Raw genomic sequence first — 2,795 nt, 5'->3', positions numbered from 1 at the left:
CAGGGGTCCCGTCGTCAAGAGGTCTGCGACCCCTCCACCCACGCGAGGTACTCGTCCGACACCGTGCCGGTGATGTAGCGGCCGTCGAAGCAGCTCATGTCGAGATCGGTCACTGCGGATCCCTCGGTGATCGCGGCCCTCAGGTCGTCGACCTCCTGATACACGAGGTGGTCGCAGCCGAGCTCTGCCGCGATCTCGGGGATGGTCCGGCCGTGCGCGATGAGCTCGTGACGTGACGGCATGTTGATGCCGTAGACATGCGGATGCCGCACCGGCGGGGCGGCGGACGCGAAGGTGACCGACTTGGCTCCGGCATCCCTCGCCATCTGGATGATCTGCTTCGAGGTGGTCCCCCGGACGATCGAGTCGTCGATGAGCAGCACGTTCTTGCCGCGGAACTCCGTCGACATCGCGTTGAGCTTCTGACGCACGCTCTTCTTGCGCACCGCCTGCCCCGGCATGATGAAGGTCCGGCCGACGTAGCGGTTCTTGTAGAAGCCCTCGCGGTACTCGATGCCGAGCTTGCGGGCCACCTCCATGGCCGCCGGCCGCGAGGAGTCCGGGATCGGCATCACCACGTCGATCTTGTCGCGCGGGACGTGCTTCGCGATGGTGTCGGCAAGGCGGTCGCCCATCCGCAGGCGCGACTCGTAGACGGAGATGCCGTTCATCACGGAGTCGGGGCGGGCGAGGTAGACGTACTCGAACGCGCACGGGGTGAGCTGGACGTCCTCGGCGCACTGCTTGCTGTGCAGCTCACCGTCGTTCGTGATGAACACGGCTTCGCCGGGCGCGATCTCGCGCACCACGTCGTAGTCGCCGTTCTCGAGGACCAGCGACTCGCTCGCGACGACCCACTCGTCGCCCTGAGGAACATCCTCCCCGGCCCGGCTCCTGCGGTGCCCGAGGATGAGGGGGCGGATGCCGAACGGATCGCGGAACGCGAGGAGCCCGTAACCGGCGATCACCGCGATCACGGCGTACGCCCCTTCGATGCGCTGGTGCGTGCGGGCGACGGCCTCGAAGATCCGCTCCGGATCGAGGTCGACCGTCGACGTCGTGGCCTGCAGTTCGCCGGCGAGCACGTTGAGCAGGAGCTCGGTGTCGCTGGAGGAGTTCAGGTGACGGCGATCGCGCTGGGCCATGTCAGCCGTGAGCTCGCGCGTGTTGGTGAGGTTGCCGTTGTGGATGAGGATGATGCCGTAGGGCGCGTTCACGTAGAACGGCTGCATCTCCTCCTCGCTCGAGGCCGTGCCCTTGGTCGCGTAGCGCACGTGGCCGAGGCCGACGTTGCCCAGCAGCGAGCGCATGTCACGCGTGCGGAACGCCTCGCGCACCATCCCCTGCGCCTTCGCGTTGTGCATGACGCCGTTCGGCTCCGCCGTCGCGATGCCCGTGGCGTCCTGGCCGCGGTGCTGCAGCAGCAGGAGCGCGTCGTAGATGTCCTGGTTGACCGGGGCAGTCCCGACCATTCCGACGATGCCGCACATGGGTTGTTACTTCGCTCCGTCCGCGTACGCGCCCACGAGGCGCACCGCTCCGCCGTCGACGCCCTTGGCGCCCTGCTCGAACTCTCCTGCCGGACGTGCGCCGAGGCCCACGGTGCCGACCTGCCACGCGGGCATGCCCTCCGCCTCGAGCGCCGCGATCGCCGCATCCTGCTGCTCCGCCGCGATCACGGCGAGGAAGCCGATGCCGAGGTTCCAGGTTCCCTCCGCCGACTCCAGCGTCGACCCGGCGATGTCGCTGAGCACACGGAAGACCGGGCTCGGCGACCAGGTGCTGCGGTCGACCTCGGCCCAGCTGCCCTGCGGGAGGACACGGGCGAGGTTCGCCGCGATGCCGCCGCCGGTCACGTGGCTGAGTGCGTGCACTCCCCCGGAGAGCTGCTCGATCAGCCGCAGCAGCGGAAGCGTGTAGAGGCGGGTCGGCTCGAGGAGAGCCTCGCCCCAGGTGCTGCCGAAATCCGCCGCGTTGTCGCCGTAGCCGATCCCCGCGTTCGTGACGATGTGCCGCACGAGGGAGTAGCCGTTGGAGTGCAGGCCGCTGGAGGCGATCGCGATCACCGCGTCGCCGTCGACGACCCGCTCCGCGCCGAGGATCGCGTCGGCCTCGACGACTCCGGTCGCAGCGCCGGCCACGTCGTAGTCGCGCGGCCCGAGCAGCCCCGGATGCTCGGCGGTCTCCCCGCCGATCAGGGCGGTGCCGGTGGCGGAGCAGGCCTCCGCGATGCCGCGCACGATATCGGCGATGCGCTTGGGGAACACCTTGCCGCATGCGATGTAATCGGTCATGTACAGCGGCTTCGCGCCGACCACGACGATGTCGTCGACGACCATGCCGACGAGGTCCTGGCCGATCGTGTCGTGCTTGTCGATGGCCTGCGCGATGGCGACCTTCGTGCCGACGCCGTCGGTGCTGGATGCGAGCAGCGGCCTGCGGAAGTCGCGCAGGGCGCTCGCATCGAACAGGCCGGCGAAACCGCCGACACCGCCGAGCACTTCGGGGCCGTGCGTCGCGCGCACGGACGACTTCATCAGCTCGACGGCGAGATCGCCCGCAGCGGTATCGACGCCGGCTTCGGAATAGGGGTTGGTGGGGGAGGCAGCCACCCGTCCAGCCTACCGCCCGCGCGGGCGCCGTCTCTGCGAGGACGCCCGGCGCGCGGCGGTGGCTCGGCCGAGATCGGGGTGCGGCGCGGGGGAGGGGGTCGCCGCACCCCGATGCCCTCAGCCGGCGGACCCGCCGAGGTTGCTCCGCGCCTGCTGCGCGCTGTCCGCCACGTTCTGAGCGGC

The 2,795-nt window shown here is 69.8% G+C and carries 2 protein-coding genes; both read right to left on the bottom strand.

Going from position 1 to position 2,795, the window contains the following annotated elements; translation table 11 throughout:
• Nucleotides 1-14 precede the first annotated feature (14 nt).
• Entirely contained in the window at nt 15-1,490 is a 1,476-nt protein-coding gene (gene purF / locus RIF89_RS13555; protein WP_309069617.1) for an amidophosphoribosyltransferase, read from the bottom strand.
• 6 nt (nt 1,491-1,496) lie between these two features.
• On the bottom strand, nt 1,497-2,612 hold the full coding sequence (gene purM / locus RIF89_RS13550) for a phosphoribosylformylglycinamidine cyclo-ligase (protein WP_309069616.1): 1,116 nt from the start codon (nt 2,610-2,612) through the stop codon (nt 1,497-1,499).
• Nucleotides 2,613-2,795 lie beyond the last annotated feature (183 nt).

Origin of the sequence: Microbacterium sp. (genome assembly GCF_031178525.1) — a bacterium.
GTDB lineage: Bacteria > Actinomycetota > Actinomycetes > Actinomycetales > Microbacteriaceae > Microbacterium.
The sequence above is the reverse complement of the archived record's forward strand: the minus strand, read 5'-3'. Positions and strand labels throughout refer to the sequence as shown.

Bases quoted from the DNA above. Each gene is read 5' to 3' on its own strand.
- purF (WP_309069617.1), bottom strand. From the start codon at position 1,490: ATGTGCGGCATCGTCGGAATGGTCGGGACTGCCCCGGTCAACCAGGAC.